The sequence below is a fragment of the Herbaspirillum rubrisubalbicans genome, assembly GCF_003719195.1.
GTDB classification, from domain to species: Bacteria; Pseudomonadota; Gammaproteobacteria; order Burkholderiales; family Burkholderiaceae_D; genus Herbaspirillum; species Herbaspirillum rubrisubalbicans.
The window spans coordinates 1,524,979-1,538,633 of record NZ_CP024996.1; the positions used below are offsets into that span (position 1 = coordinate 1,524,979).

Consider the following 13,655-nt stretch of genomic DNA (forward strand, 5'->3'; position numbering starts at 1 on the left):
TTGCCTTCCGACAAGACGCTATGAAATTATTTGAACCCAACATGGGCGCCCTGCAAGTGGCGCGCGACGTGCTGCTGACTCCCTTTGGCCTGGACGAATCCAAGCTGCTCAAGGCACTGGGCAGCATGTTCACGCACAAGGTGGATTACGCCGACCTCTATTTCCAGTTCACCAAGAGCGAAGGCTGGAGCTTGGAAGAGGGCATCGTCAAGACCGGTAGCTTTTCCATCGACCAGGGGGTGGGCGTGCGCGCCGTGTCGGGCGACAAGACCGCGTTCTCTTATTCCGACGAAATCTCCGAATCGGCCCTGATGGACGCCGCTGCCGCAACCCGCACCATCGCCCGTCAGGGCAGCGGCAAGATCAAGGTGGCCGGTGCCATGACCCTGGCCGGTGGCCGTGCGCTGTACCTGCCGCACGATCCGCTGACCTCGCTGGACGCCACGGCCAAGGTGCAGTTGCTGGAGCGCGTCGAGCGCATCGCCCGCGCCAAGGATCCGCGCGTCAAGCAGGTCATGGCCAGCCTCTCCGGTGAGTACGACGTGGTGCTGGTGGCGCGTGCCGATGGCGTACTGGCGGCGGACATCCGTCCGCTGGTGCGGGTCTCGGTGACCGTGATCGCCGAGCAGAACGGCCGTCGCGAGATGGGCAGCAGTGGTGGCGGCGGTCGTTACGACTACGCGTATTTCTCCGACACCCTGCTGGAAAAGTATGCCTCCGAAGCGGTGGCGACCGCCCTGGTCAACCTGGACGCGCGTCCGGCCCCGGCCGGCCCGATGACCGTGGTGCTAGGCCCCGGCTGGCCCGGCATCCTGTTGCACGAAGCCATCGGCCATGGCCTGGAAGGCGACTTCAACCGCAAGGGTTCCTCCACCTTCTCCGGCCGCATCGGCGAGCGCGTGGCTGCCAAGGGCGTGACCGTGGTCGATGATGGCACCATCGCCGATCGTCGTGGCTCGCTCAACATCGACGATGAAGGCAATCCGACCCAGTGCACCACGCTCATCGAAGACGGCATCCTCAAGGGCTACATCCAGGACACCATGAACGCCCGCCTGATGAAGATGGACGTCACCGGCAACGCCCGCCGTGAATCTTTCGCCCACCTACCCATGCCGCGCATGACCAATACCTACATGCTGGGCGGTGACAAGGATCCGGGCGAGATCCTGGCGTCGGTCAAGAATGGTCTGTATGCGGTCAATTTCGGTGGCGGTCAGGTCGATATCACCAACGGCAAGTTCGTCTTCTCGGCCAGCGAAGCCTACATGATCGAGGATGGCAAGATTACCTACCCGGTCAAGGGCGCCACCTTGATCGGCAATGGTCCTGACGTGCTCAACCGTGTCTCCATGATCGGCAACGACATGCGCCTGGATCCGGGGGTGGGCGTGTGCGGCAAGGAAGGGCAGAGTGTGCCGGTGGGCGTAGGCCAGCCGACCTTGCGTCTGGATGGTGTAACCGTGGGTGGCACTGCTTGATGGATGCTCGGTTGGCTGTTGCGTGCAGCAGCTTGCAGGAAAAACGCCGGTGTCAACACGCCGGCGTTTTTTTCATTTCAGGACGCTGCAGACACCCGCAAAAAGCCCTTGAGAGGCACGTGCTCAGATCAAATATTCACTTTTTTGCAGGAAAGCCACAGGGGAAGAGGGGGCCGGGGCTGAACAAGGCTTGCATGGCCTCTGATTTTTTATTGCGTCAATGTGGTTTTGAGACATTGTTGGCGCATTAAATTATCATTAAATGTCATTTAAAAGGAAGATATGTGCATTTGCAGTGCAACATCCGATTTCCCTGTTGAAGCTTGCCAAAGCCCCTGATTTGTAGCACTATGAATGCCTGCTTCACTTAATCGATGACCCCAGACATGTCTTTCGTCCGCGCTTATTTTTATTTTTACTTTAGCTATTCCAGCCCCACGGCGGTGAAAAGCGGTAAGCGTTCGTAAAAAGACAAAACCGAATTTCCTAAAAAACCGCCAGTGATGGCGGTTTTTTTTTGGTCAAGTTCCCAGCTGAAACATTGCAGCACTCCAGGAGAAAAAAATGCCGCGCACTGACGATCTTCGCATCCGAGAAATGAAAGAACTGGTCCCCCCCTCGCATCTCATCCGCGAATTCGCCTGCACCGAAAAGGTCGAACGCACCACCGCGGAAGCCCGCACTGCGCTGCATCGCATCCTGCACGGCCAGGACGACCGCCTGATGGTCGTCATCGGCCCCTGCTCCATCCACGACACCAAGGCCGCCATGGAATATGCGCGCCGCCTGGTGGTGGAGCGTGAACGCCACAAGAACGAGCTGGAAATCGTCATGCGCGTCTACTTCGAAAAGCCGCGCACCACGGTCGGCTGGAAGGGCTTGATCAACGACCCCTACATGGACAACAGCTTCCGCATCAATGATGGGCTGCGCGCGGCCCGCGAACTGCTGTTGAACATCAACGAGCTGGGCCTGCCGGCCGGTACCGAATTCCTGGACGTGATTAGCCCGCAATACATTGCCGACCTGATCAGCTGGGGCGCCATCGGTGCCCGCACCACCGAATCGCAGGTGCATCGCGAACTGGCCTCTGGCCTGTCCTGCCCGGTGGGCTTCAAGAACGGTACCGATGGCAACGTCAAGATCGCCGTGGACGCCATCAAGGCCGCTTCGCAGCCGCACCATTTCCTGTCGGTGACCAAGGGCGGCCATTCGGCCATCGTCTCCACGGCCGGCAACGAGGATTGCCACATCATCCTGCGCGGCGGCAAGCAGCCCAACTATGATGCCCCCAGCGTGGACGCAGCCTGCCAGGATATCGCCAAGAGCGGGCTGGCAGCGCGTCTGATGATCGATGCTTCGCACGCCAACAGCTCCAAGAAGCCGGAAAACCAGATCCCGGTCTGCGCCGACATCGGCCGCCAGATTGCCGGTGGTGATACCCGTATCGTCGGCGTGATGGTGGAATCGCATCTGGTCGCCGGCCGCCAAGATCTGGTGCCGGGCAAGGAATTGACCTATGGCCAGTCCATCACCGATGGCTGCATCAACTGGGAAGAAAGCCTGCAGGTGCTGCAGGGCCTGGCGGATTCGGTCAAGCAGCGTCGTCTGGTGGGGGATGAACGGGATGCCGCCTGATGGCTAATAGGAAGTGTATGACCATGAAAAACGCCGGCGATTGCCGGCGTTTTTTTGCAGAGTCGCAGGAAATCAATCCCGGAAGTTGTTGAACTCCAGCGGAATATCCTTGATCTCCTTGCGCAGCAGCGCAATGGCCGCCTGCAGGTCATCGCGCTTGGCGCCGGTGATGCGCACGGCGTCGCCCTGGATGCTGGCTTGCACCTTCATCTTGCTATCCTTGATGACGCGCACGATCTTCTTGGCATCATCACTCTCGATGCCATTCTTCACTTTGATCACCTGCTTGACCTTGTCGCCGCCGATCTTCTCGATCTTGCCTTCGTCCAGGAAGCGCACATCGACGTTGCGCTTGGTCATCTTGTTGGTCAGTACGTCGCGCACCTGGCTCAACTGGAAGTCCGAGTCGGCAAAGGCGGTCAACTCACGTTCCTTCTGCTCGACGCGGGCATCAGTGCCCTTGAAGTCAAAGCGGGTGGAGATTTCCTTGTTGGCCTGGTCCACGGCGTTCTTGACTTCCACCAGGTTGGCTTCGCAGACGGTATCGAATGAGGGCATGGCTTGTTCCTTATGTTCTTGCAGCCGGCGAAGGCCGGCGTCTGAGCCGTGATTTTAACGGAGTGGCGCGCCAGCCGCCATCGCCGGGCCGCTGACAGCGGATTTGCCGTGCGTGAGGGATATAATCCCAGCCCTATGAGCACTTCTTCACTTCCCGTCCAGCACGACGTTTCCCTGCGTAGTCTCAATACCTTCGGTATCGAGGCCCATGCCCATGCCTACCTGCCCGTGGAGGGCGTCGAGTCCCTGCGCACGCTGCGCCAGGACGCCGCCCTGATGGCCCTGCCGCGCCTGGTGCTGGGTGGCGGCAGCAACCTGCTGCTGACACAAGACTTCAGCGGGCTGGTGCTGCATATGCAGGGCAGGGGCATAGAAATCACCGGCGAGGATGAAAACTTCACCTACGTGCGCGCCGCCGCCGGGGAGAACTGGCACGCTTTCGTCCAGTGGACGCTGCAACAGGGCCTGGGTGGACTGGAGAATCTTTCACTCATCCCCGGTAGCGTCGGTGCCGCGCCGATCCAGAACATCGGTGCCTACGGCATCGAAATCAAGGACCGCTTCCATAGCCTGCGCGCCTTCGACCTGGTCAGCGGCGAACTGTTGACGCTGGAGCGCGATGCTTGCCTCTTCGGCTACCGCGACAGCATCTTCAAGCATGAGCTGCGCGAGCGCGCCGTGGTGCTGGAGGTCAGCTTCGCCCTGCCCAAGCGCTGGCAAGCCAATGCCAACTACGCCGACGTTGCCCAGGCCTTGCAGGAGCGCGGCATCACCGAACCCGGCCCGCGTGACATCGCCGAAGCCGTCATCGCCATCCGCACCCGCAAGTTGCCCGATCCCGCCAAGATCGGCAACGCCGGCAGCTTCTTCAAGAACCCCATCGTACCGGCCCGCCTGCGCGATACCTTGCTGGCGCAATATGCCAACCTGGTCAGCTATCGCGTCGATGATGAGCATTACAAGCTGGCCGCCGGCTGGCTGATCGACCGTTGCGGCTGGAAGGGCAGGAACATGGGACGGGCAGGAGTATATGAACAACAGGCACTGGTGCTGGTCAACCGGGGCGGTGCCACCGGGGCTGAGGTGGCCAGGCTGGCCCAGGCGATCCAGGAGGATGTGAAGGAAAAGTTCGGCGTGCAGTTGGAGCCGGAACCGGTCTTCATCTAGGCAGGCTCAAACGTGAAGACGTAAAAAAGCCGTCCAGTATCGCTACTGGACGGCTCAGATTGATGACAAAGCCTTGGCGAAAGCCAAGGCTTTGTTGTTTAATCGGTCATGCTCAAAAAACCGACAGCCGCCCAGCACGAGTTAGAGATGGTGACCATCGAGATGCTCGTGCCCAAGGACCACCTGCTGCGCAAGATCGACGCGGCGGTGGATTTCGAGTTCATCCGAGAGAAGGTGGCGCATCTGTATTGCGCCGACAATGGCCGCCCGGCACTGGACCCGGTGGTACTCTTCAAGCTCTTGTTCATCGGTTACCTCTTCGGTATCCGCAGCGAGCGCCAGCTCATCCGCGAGGTCCAGGTCAATGTGGCCTATCGCTGGTTTGCCGGATTCCGTCTGACCGACAAGGTACCGGACTCATCCACCTTCTCCCAGAACCGGCGCCGCCGCTTCATTGATACCACCGTCTATCAAGAGATCTTCGACGAGATCGTGCGCCAGGCCATTGGACGCGGCATGGTCGATGGCCGTGTGCTCTACAGCGACAGCACCCACCTCAAGGCCAACGCCAACAAGAACAAGTTCGACTACGTTCAAGTTACCCAGACCCCCTCGGCCTATCTGGCCGAACTGGATGCCGCTGTGGATATCGACCGTGCCGAGCATGGCAAGAAACCGCTCAAGCGTGACGACGATGATGAGCCGCCCACCAAAGAGATCAAGGTCAGTCGCACCGATCCCGAGAGCGGCTACATGGTGCGCGACGACAAGCCCAAGGGCTTCTTCTACCTGGATCACCGCACCGTCGATGCCAAGCATTCCATCATTACCGATACCCATGTCACGCCCGCCTCAGTCCATGACAGTCAGCCTTATCTGGCACGCCTGGATCGTCAGCGCCAGACGTTCGGATTTGATGTACAGGCCGTTGGCCTGGATGCGGGCTACTTCACACCGGCCGTCTGCCAGGGACTGGAGAATCGCGAGATCAGCGGCGTGATGGGCTACCGCACACCCAACCACAAGCCGGGGACATTCTTTAAACGGGCGTATGAGTACGATGCCTACCGTGACGAATACATCTGCCCGCAGGGTCAACCCTTGCGCTACAGCACGACCAATCGACTCGGGTATCGGGAATACAAATCCAACCCTGAGCAATGCCGAGGCTGCAAGGTACGCGAGCAATGCACCAATAGCGCCAATGCGGTCAAGGTGGTGACGCGCCATGTGTGGGAGCGTTCCAAGGAGAAGGTGGATGATCGGCGTCGTACCGAATGGGGCAAGCGCATCTATGCCCGACGCAAGGAAACGGTAGAACGCAGCTTCGCCGACGCCAAGCAATTGCACGGACATCGTTATGCCCGTATGCGGGGATTGCGCAAGGTCGCCGAGCAGTGCTTGTTGGCGGCGGCGGCCCAGAACATGAAGAAGATTGCCCTGTTGGTGGCGCGCTTGCGCGCGCTTTTACACGGTTTGAGCGCCTCTGCCAGCGTACAAAAGTGGCTACAGCGAAAAATGCGCGCCTTGCTTGGCTTCTGCGCCATCGACCATCTGCAAATTACCTGCGCCTGAAAAACAAAACCCCGTGTTCGAAAACACGGGGTTCGTCATCAACCTGAGCCGTCCAGTATCGCTACTGGACGGCTTTTTTGTTGAAACTCGGTCAGATCAGCCGAAATGGCAGACGTAATCCAGGGTCTCGGTGACTTCGATATCGAAGCTCGAATTGCCCGGCACGCTGAAGGTGGTGCCTGCAGCATAGGTGTTCCAGGCTTCTTCACCCTGCAGACGCACGCGGCAGCTGCCACCGTTGATTTCCATGATTTCCGGCGCGCCGGTATTGAAGGTCAGGCTGGCGGGCAGGATCACGCCCAGGGTCTTCTTGCTGCCATCGGCCAGCAGCACGGTGTGCGAGACACACTTGCCGTCGAAGTAGACGTTGCCCTTTTTCAGGACGGTGACGTTGTCGAATTGAGTGCTCATCGAATCGCTTCCATTAAACGGTAAAGGTGAATCCAGCGGGAATTACTTTTCGTCCTTGCCCAGCAGCGGCAGCGACACCGCAGTGCTGGTGTCCAGCAGACCGGTGTTCTGGTAGATCGACAGCTTCTGGCGGGTATCGGCGATGTCCAGGTTGCGCATGGTCAGCTGGCCGATGCGGTCGATGGCCGAGAAGCTGCCTTCGCCCTTTTCCATGGTCAGGCGTTCCGGGTGGTAGGTCAGGTTGGGCGACTCGGTGTTGAGGATCGAGTAGTCATTGCCGCGACGCAGTTCCACCGTCACTTCGCCGGTGATGGCGCGCGCCACCCAGCGCTGGGCGGTTTCGCGCAGCATGATGGCTTGCGAATCGAACCAGCGGCCCTGATACAGCAGGCGGCCCAGCTTGCGGCCGTTGTCGCGGTACTGTTCGATGGTGTCTTCGTTGTGGATGCCGGTGACCAGGCGCTCGTAGGCGATGAACAGCAGGGCCAGGCCCGGGGCTTCGTAGATGCCGCGGCTCTTGGCTTCGATGATGCGGTTCTCGATCTGGTCGCTCATGCCCAGGCCATGGCGGCCACCGATGCGGTTGGCTTCCAGGATCAGCTCGGTCATGCTGGCGAAGGTCTTGCCGTTGAGCGCCACCGGACGGCCTTCTTCGAAGCGCACGGTGACGGTCTCGGCCTTCACTTCCACCTCATCGCGCCAGAACGCCACGCCCATGATGGGCTGCACGATCTTGATGCCGCTGTTGAGGTATTCCAGGTCCTTGGCTTCGTGGGTCGCGCCCAGCATGTTGGAGTCGGTCGAATAGGCCTTTTCCACCGACATCTTGTAGTCGAAGCCGGACTTGATCATGAACTCGGACATTTCCTTGCGGCCGCCCAGTTCGTCGATGAAGGTGCTGTCCAGCCAGGGCTTGTAGATCTTCAGGTTGGGGTTCACCAGCAGGCCGTAGCGGTAGAAGCGCTCGATGTCGTTGCCCTTGTAGGTGCTGCCGTCGCCCCAGATGTCGACGTTGTCTTCACGCATGGCGGCCACCAGCATGGTGCCGGTCACGGCGCGGCCCAGCGGGGTGGTATTGAAGTAGGTAACGCCAGCGGTGGAGATGTGGAAGGCGCCGCTTTGCAGGGCCGCGATGCCTTCGTTGGCCAGTTGTTCGCGGCAATCGATCAGGCGCGCCTGCTCGGCACCGTATTGCATGGCCTTCTTGGGGATGGCGTCATAGTCCGGCTCATCCGGCTGGCCCAGGTTGGCGGTGTAGGCGTAGGGGACGGCGCCCTTCTGGCGCATCCAGGTCAGCGCGGCGCTGGTATCGAGGCCGCCGGAAAAGGCGATGCCGACTTTTTGATTGACCGGGACGGATTGCAGGATGTTGGACATGATCTTGACGTTGCGATGAGTGAAGTGTTGAGCGTGATTCTTGCGGTACGACGATGGGGCAGGGCGGTCTTACTCGAAGCGGCCGTGCACCAGGTATTCGAGCAGGGCCTTCTGCACGTGCAGGCGGTTTTCCGCTTCTTCCCACACCACCGATTGCGGGCCATCGATCACCTCGGCGGCCACTTCCTCGCCGCGGTGCGCGGGCAGGCAGTGCATGAAGAGCGCATCTTTCTTGGCGCGTGCCATCTTGGCCTGGTCCACGATCCAGCCATCGAAGGCCTTCAGGCGGGCATTGTTCTCGGCCTCGTAGCCCATGCTGGTCCACACGTCGGTGGTGACCAGATCGGCATCCTGGCAGGCATCGGCCGGATCGGCGAAGAAGGTGTAGTGCTGGTTGCCCGGCGAGACTTGCGCTGGATCGATGTCGTAGCCCTTGGGCGTAGAGACGTTGACATGGAAGCCGAATACCTCGGCCGCCTGCAGCCACGAGTAGAGCATGTTGTTGGCGTCACCGACCCAGGCCACGATCTTGCCCTGGATGCTGCCGCGATGTTCGATGTAGGTGAACACATCGGCCAGCACCTGGCAGGGGTGCTGCTCGTTGGTGAGACCGTTGATGACCGGCACGCGCGAATGCTTGGCAAAGCGCTCGATGATCTCCTGGCCATAGGTGCGGATCATGATGACGTCGCACATGCGTGACATCACCTGCGCCGCATCTTCCACCGGTTCGCCGCGGCCAAGCTGGCTGTCGCGGGTGTTGAGGTAGATCGCCGCACCGCCCATCTGGTGCATGCCGGCCTCGAAGGAGAGGCGGGTGCGGGTCGAGTTCTTTTCGAACACCATCACCAGGGTACGATCGGCCAGCGTGTGATGGGGCTCGTAATTCTTGAACTTACGTTTGATCACACGGGAACGTTCGATCACGTACTCGTATTCATCAAGCGTAAAGTCGGAAAACTGAAGGTAGTGTTTGATTGCCATAAATAAAAACGGCGGCCAGTGTGGCGCCTGCCGCCGATAGTCGTTAACTCCTTAGATTATAAGGGATTCGGCTTAAAAAGATACCCGCAGCACTTGCTGCAAAGAAACTGTGGCTGGCGGCCAGTGTGGGCGTGATCTATGCCAGCGCCACCGGCATTTCCCAGATCGTGCCAGGAGCTGGTGTGGACCGCAGCCTACAAGTTCTAAGGCAGGGCAGGATCAGTACAAGGTCTGCGCAGACTCATGCACCAGTTGCGCATACAACTGGTGCCGCAGAGCAGCGATCTGGCCCGCCTGCACCGCTTCCAGCACCGCGCAGCCGGGTTCGTTGAGATGGTGGCAGTTGTAGAAGCGGCATTTGCCGAGATACGGAGCAAAGTCGCGGAAGGCGCGTTCTAGCATCCCTTCGGAGAGCTGGTAAAGGCCGAACTCCTGGAAGCCCGGTGAATCGATGATGCTGGCTTCCTGCTCCATCTGGTACAGCCGGGTGAAGGTGGTGGTGTGCTTGCCGGTATCGAGCGCGGCTGAAATCTCGCGGGTGGCGATGTCGGCGTCCGGCACGATCAGGTTGATGATGGACGACTTGCCCATGCCCGACTGGCCGATCAGGATGGTGCTTTTGCCAGCCAGCAGCGGAATGAAAGCGGCGCGCGTTTCGTCCGGCTGGGCCTTGGCCGAGACTTCATGCACCGGATAGCCCAGGCGCGCATAGACCTGCAGGCGCTCGCGCGTCTTCGGCAGGGCGTCGCTGATGTCGGTCTTGTTGAGGATCAGGTGCGCCGCCACGCCGGCCGACTCGGCCGCCACCAACGAGCGCGAGACCAGGTCGTCCGAAAAGCTCGGTTCGGTGGCCACCACGATGAAGAGTTGGTCCACATTGGCCGCCAGCAACTTGGACTTGTACTGGTCGGAGCGATACAGCAGGGTCTTGCGCTCATCGATGGCTTCGATCACGCCCTGGTCGGCCGAGGTGCGCGCCAGGCGGATACGGTCGCCCACGGCGACGTCGCTCTTCTTGCCACGGGTGACGCAATTCAATTTTTGTTCACCTGCCTGCACCAGGTAGTGACGCCCGTGGGCGGCAATGACCAGCCCCTGTTCCAGCTCGGCCCGGCCTTCGGCCGATCCCGCCCGTGCGCCGCGCGCGCCTTGCTTGCGGACTCCCATCAGGCGTTGGCGCGCTGGGCGAAGAGAGCGTCGACCTTGGCCGCGCAGATGAAGTCGTTGGCCGAGAGACCGCCCCGGCCTGCATTGACGCTATGGGTATCGAACTTCACCTGACAACGGTTATAGGTGACCACCAGTTCCGGGTGATGATCTTCGGCGTGGATGATCCAGGCCATCGCGTTGACGAAGGCCAGGGTCTGGTAATAGTTGCTGAAGGCAAACGTGCGTGCCAGCTTGCCGTCGTCGATCTTCCAGTCGGGCAGGGCGGCCAGATGGCTGGCGATGGCGGCGTCATCGAGGGCCTCGATGGGCTGGATGCAGCGGGCAGCGGCGAGGGTGCTTGCGGTGATGCTCATGGGGTTCTCCTGGGCGGGATAGTTCATCTATCCCTGCCTGAATGTGAATGCGATGTAAAAATCAGTGGCTGCCGGCGGCGGGCGCGACCGGCCTGGCCGCCATCGCCTCATGCAGATGCTGGATGCGCAGCGACGCCGGCGGGTGCGAGTCGTAGAAGGCCGAGTGCAGCGGATCGGGCGTGAGCGTGGAGGCATTGTCTTCGTACAGCTTGACCAGCGCCGACACCAGGTCCTGCGCATGGGTATGCTGGGCGGCAAAGGCATCGGCCTCGAACTCGTGCTTGCGCGACGACAGCGAAGACAGCGGCGAGAGCAGGAAGGTGAAGATCGGCAGCACCAGCATGAACAGGATCAGCGCCATTGCATTGTTACTGCCCATGAGCAGGGGTTCCACCCCCAGCCCGGTATAGAACCAGGCCTGGCCCTTGAGGTAGCCCAGCAAGGCCAGGAAGGCCAGCGACAGCGAGAACATCACCACCACCCGCTTGAGGATGTGCTTGAGCTTGAAGTGGCCCAGTTCATGGGCCAGCACGGCTTCGATCTCCTGCGGCGCCAGGCGCGCCAGCAGGGTATCGAAGAAGACGATGCGCTTGCCCGAACCAAAGCCGGAGAAATAGGCATTGCCATGCGCGCTGCGCTTGGAGCCATCCATCACGAACAGACCTTTGGAAGCGAAACCGACGCGCTGCATCAGGCCCTCGATACGGCTGCGCAGGCTGTCGTCCTCCAGCGCGGTGAACTTGTTGAAGAGCGGCGCGATGAAACTGGGATAGATCACCAGCATGAGCAACTGGAAGGCGCACAGCACGATCCAGGTATAGAGCCACCAGAGCGCCCCGGTTTTTTCCATCAGGGTCAGCACCACCCACAGCAGCGGCAGGCCGATCACGGCGCCCAGCAGGGTTTGCTTGGCCATGTCGCTGAAGAACAGTGCGCGGCTCATCTTGTTGAAGCCGAAACCGGCTTCCAGCTTGAACTGGCGGTAGTAGTCCAAGGGCAGATCGACCGCCCCCGAGATGATCCCAAAGCCGGCCACCAGTGCGATCTGGTAGATCATGCCGGGCCCGCCGGTCCAGCCCAGCAGCAGACTGGAGAGCGCTTGCAGGCCGCCCAGCAGGGTAAAGCCGATCAGCACCGCCGCATTGATCGCCAGCGTCACCAGGCCGAACTTGGTGCGCGCCACCGTATAGTCGGCCGCTTTCTGGTGGGCCGACAGCGGGATCTTCTCGGCGAACTCGGCCGGGACCGCAGCGCGATGGGCGATGACATGGCGGATGTGGCGCGAGGCCAGCCAGAAGCGCACTCCCAGGCTGATGGCCAGGAACACGACGAACAAAACCGAAAACGAAAGTGAAGACATGCTTTCCCTGTGCGAAAATGGCGAACGTTCATGGCTCAAGTCCTCTACCGCCCGCTCGGGCGCCGCTGGCAGGACTGAACGCCTTGCCGCCCGGCGTCCGCCAGGCGAGAACCCAGCAATGGAACCATGCAGAAGATGGGGAGCATTCCCCATCCCGTCAATAAGGAAGAATTATGTCACAAGCCCCCGCCGCGCCTGTCCGCCCCAATGAAATGAACCTGGTCTGGGTCGATATGGAAATGACCGGCCTGGACCCGGACAAGGACCGCATCATCGAAGTTGCCGTGGTGGTTACCGATGCTGAACTCAATGTGCTGGGCGAAGGCCCGGTGCTGGCCATCCACCAGTCCGATGAACTGCTGGACGGCATGGATGCCTGGAACAAGGGCACCCACGGCCGTTCCGGCCTGATCGATCGGGTCAAGGCCTCGACCGTCACCGAAGCCGATGCCGAACAGCAGATCATCGCCTTCCTGAAGCAATACGTCCCAGCCGGCAAATCGCCCATGTGCGGCAATTCCATCTGTCAGGACCGCCGCTTCATGGTGCGCGGGATGCCCAAGCTGGAAGAATTCTTCCACTATCGCAATCTGGATGTGTCCACCCTCAAGGAGCTGTGCAAGCGCTGGAAGCCGGAAATCGCCACCGGTTTCAAGAAGCGCCAGATGCACACGGCCCTGGCCGATATCCTGGAATCGATCGAAGAGCTGAAGTACTACCGCGAGCACTTCATCAAGGAGTAAGGCTCTTCAGGGTTGGCTCATACCGGGCTGGCTGTGGGTAAAACCAGCCCGATATGAAAGAAAAAGGCGCGCCCGGCAACTGGCGCGCCTTTTTCATGGTGCCTGGTGAATTATTCTTCCGAGTTGCCCGACTCGGAAGAGTCGGCAGAGTCGGCGCCACAGCACTTCTTGTATTTCTTGCCACTGCCGCAAGGGCAGGGATCGTTGCGCCCGGTCTTGGGCGCATCGCGCTGCACCTGTTCCACCGCCGACTTGCGCTTGGGCGCCCAGTAGCGGTGGATGTGCGGGATGGCGGCTTCGATCTCGATGGCCAGCTTGTGGGTCTTGATGGGGTCATCGATGAGCTTGGTTTCTTCCTCTTCCAGCTCGTCCGAACCCAGCAGGTAGATCGGGCGCATCAGCGGCGCCAGGTTTGAGTGGAAGATTTCATCCCACTGCGCCGCGCGCAGCTGGATGCCTTCCCAGAAGCCCCAGGCCCAGGCCTCGGCATCCAGCAGGGGCTTGCCTTCGTGCTCGCGCTCGCAGAACAGCGGTTCATATTCCTTGGGTGCAACTTCGAAGGTGATGGCGATTTCATTCATGCTGCGCGCGATCAAGCTGGTGATGCGCTCGGCTTCCTTGCCGTTCTTGAACTTGGGCGTATCTTCGGGGCGGCTGCCCCAGACCCGCGGCAGCCATTCGGCCATCAGCACTTCCTGCGGACCGATGGCCAGGGCCGTCAGGTAGCCGTGCAGGGTGTCCATGGTCATCACATCGTCGGCGCAGCGATCGGAGAGGAGAAAATCGTCGAGTTCGTCGAACTCGGCGTCGGAAAGGGGCTGGTCGAGATGCATGATGG

Annotated in this window: 13 protein-coding genes; 5 read left to right on the forward strand and 8 right to left on the reverse strand. The window is 60.6% G+C overall.

What is annotated here, in order from left to right; all coding sequences use genetic code 11:
* Nucleotides 1–20 precede the first annotated feature (20 nt).
* Entirely contained in the window at nucleotides 21–1,481 is a 1,461-nt protein-coding gene (tldD, locus tag RC54_RS06735; protein WP_058894702.1) for a metalloprotease TldD, read from the forward strand.
* Between the two features lie 564 nt (nucleotides 1,482–2,045).
* Nucleotides 2,046–3,119: a 3-deoxy-7-phosphoheptulonate synthase AroG gene (gene aroG / locus RC54_RS06740; protein ID WP_017453674.1), complete on the forward strand. Its 1,074-nt coding sequence runs from the start codon at nucleotides 2,046–2,048 to the stop codon at nucleotides 3,117–3,119.
* Nucleotides 3,120–3,191: 72 nt separating this feature from the next.
* Here aroG and RC54_RS06745 read toward each other — a convergent pair whose 3' ends face one another.
* Nucleotides 3,192–3,677 (reverse strand): YajQ family cyclic di-GMP-binding protein, encoded by a 486-nt coding sequence (locus tag RC54_RS06745; RefSeq protein ID WP_058894703.1) that lies wholly within the window; start codon nucleotides 3,675–3,677, stop codon nucleotides 3,192–3,194.
* 135 nt (nucleotides 3,678–3,812) lie between these two features.
* Between RC54_RS06745 and murB the strand changes: the two genes are divergently transcribed.
* Together murB and RC54_RS06755 are read left to right on the forward strand one after the other, a co-directional pair.
* Entirely contained in the window at nucleotides 3,813–4,844 is a 1,032-nt protein-coding gene (murB, locus tag RC54_RS06750) for a UDP-N-acetylmuramate dehydrogenase (protein ID WP_061790254.1), read from the forward strand.
* A 108-nt stretch (nucleotides 4,845–4,952) separates the two neighbouring features.
* Nucleotides 4,953–6,419: an IS1182 family transposase gene (locus RC54_RS06755; RefSeq protein ID WP_244216356.1), complete on the forward strand. Its 1,467-nt coding sequence runs from the start codon at nucleotides 4,953–4,955 to the stop codon at nucleotides 6,417–6,419.
* A gap of 96 nt (nucleotides 6,420–6,515) precedes the next feature.
* Here RC54_RS06755 and ppnP read toward each other — a convergent pair whose 3' ends face one another.
* The 6 genes from ppnP to RC54_RS06785 form a co-directional block, all read right to left on the reverse strand.
* Nucleotides 6,516–6,830, reverse strand: a complete 315-nt coding sequence (gene ppnP, locus RC54_RS06760) for a pyrimidine/purine nucleoside phosphorylase (protein ID WP_044530838.1) — start codon at nucleotides 6,828–6,830, stop codon at nucleotides 6,516–6,518.
* Nucleotides 6,831–6,872: 42 nt separating this feature from the next.
* Nucleotides 6,873–8,207: an argininosuccinate synthase gene (gene argG / locus RC54_RS06765; RefSeq protein WP_058894705.1), complete on the reverse strand. Its 1,335-nt coding sequence runs from the start codon at nucleotides 8,205–8,207 to the stop codon at nucleotides 6,873–6,875.
* Nucleotides 8,208–8,276: 69 nt separating this feature from the next.
* Nucleotides 8,277–9,191 carry an ornithine carbamoyltransferase gene (argF, locus tag RC54_RS06770; RefSeq protein WP_058894706.1) on the reverse strand — a complete coding sequence of 305 codons (915 nt, stop codon included), beginning with the start codon at nucleotides 9,189–9,191 and terminating at the stop codon, nucleotides 8,277–8,279.
* A 219-nt stretch (nucleotides 9,192–9,410) separates the two neighbouring features.
* Complete coding sequence (gene rsgA, locus RC54_RS06775; protein WP_061789014.1) at nucleotides 9,411–10,358, reverse strand: ribosome small subunit-dependent GTPase A; 948 nt, start codon at nucleotides 10,356–10,358, stop codon at nucleotides 9,411–9,413.
* Complete coding sequence (locus RC54_RS06780; protein ID WP_058894709.1) at nucleotides 10,358–10,714, reverse strand: 4a-hydroxytetrahydrobiopterin dehydratase; 357 nt, start codon at nucleotides 10,712–10,714, stop codon at nucleotides 10,358–10,360. The genes rsgA and RC54_RS06780 overlap by 1 nt, the downstream gene beginning before the upstream one ends.
* A 61-nt stretch (nucleotides 10,715–10,775) precedes the next feature.
* Entirely contained in the window at nucleotides 10,776–12,074 is a 1,299-nt protein-coding gene (locus RC54_RS06785; RefSeq protein ID WP_061789015.1) for a M48 family metallopeptidase, read from the reverse strand.
* A gap of 173 nt (nucleotides 12,075–12,247) precedes the next feature.
* Between RC54_RS06785 and orn the strand changes: the two genes are divergently transcribed.
* Entirely contained in the window at nucleotides 12,248–12,817 is a 570-nt protein-coding gene (gene orn, locus RC54_RS06790) for an oligoribonuclease (protein ID WP_008326970.1), read from the forward strand.
* Nucleotides 12,818–12,927: 110 nt separating this feature from the next.
* On the opposite strand, the gene RC54_RS06795 is transcribed toward orn, so the two are convergent.
* Nucleotides 12,928–13,650: a UPF0149 family protein gene (locus tag RC54_RS06795; protein ID WP_061789016.1), complete on the reverse strand. Its 723-nt coding sequence runs from the start codon at nucleotides 13,648–13,650 to the stop codon at nucleotides 12,928–12,930.
* Nucleotides 13,651–13,655: the final 5 nt, after the last annotated feature.